Source organism: Acetobacter sp. AAB5, from assembly GCF_050106715.1.
GTDB lineage: Bacteria > Pseudomonadota > Alphaproteobacteria > Acetobacterales > Acetobacteraceae > Acetobacter > Acetobacter oryzifermentans.
The window spans coordinates 1-362 of sequence record NZ_JBNIEW010000065.1 but is presented as its reverse complement, the minus strand read 5'-3'; the positions used below and the strand labels follow the sequence as shown (position 1 = coordinate 362).

The following is a 362-nucleotide window of genomic DNA, read 5'->3' as shown; positions in this document are numbered from 1 at the left end:
GTCCATTGCCCCACCCGTGGGCGCAATGTCGAACTACCTGTCGCGCCTGATGTCCTCTCGCAAGTTCATGGGCTTGCGTGAGCTGGCCGGCAAGTTCGTGAAAAAGCTGCCCGCCCCTGTGGAGCGCACGGCCCGCAAGGCAGATGAATATGCCCGCGGCATGATCACCGGCGGCACGCTGTTTGAAGAACTGGGTTTTTATTACGTTGGCCCTGTAGATGGGCATGATCTGCCGCAGTTGGTCTCTATCTTGCGCAACCTGCGCGATACGGATAACGGCCCCATCATGCTGCATGTCATCACGGAAAAAGGCCACGGCTATCAGCCAGCCGAAAAAGCCGGAGACAAGTATCACGCCGTTG

Annotated in this window: 1 protein-coding gene; it reads left to right on the top strand. The window is 58.3% G+C overall.

Annotation, left to right across the window (positions count from 1 at the left end; all coding sequences use genetic code 11):
- Positions 1-362 (top strand): 1-deoxy-D-xylulose-5-phosphate synthase N-terminal domain-containing protein (locus ACP7IZ_RS13820; protein WP_426849738.1); only part of this gene is annotated, 362 nt, incomplete at both ends.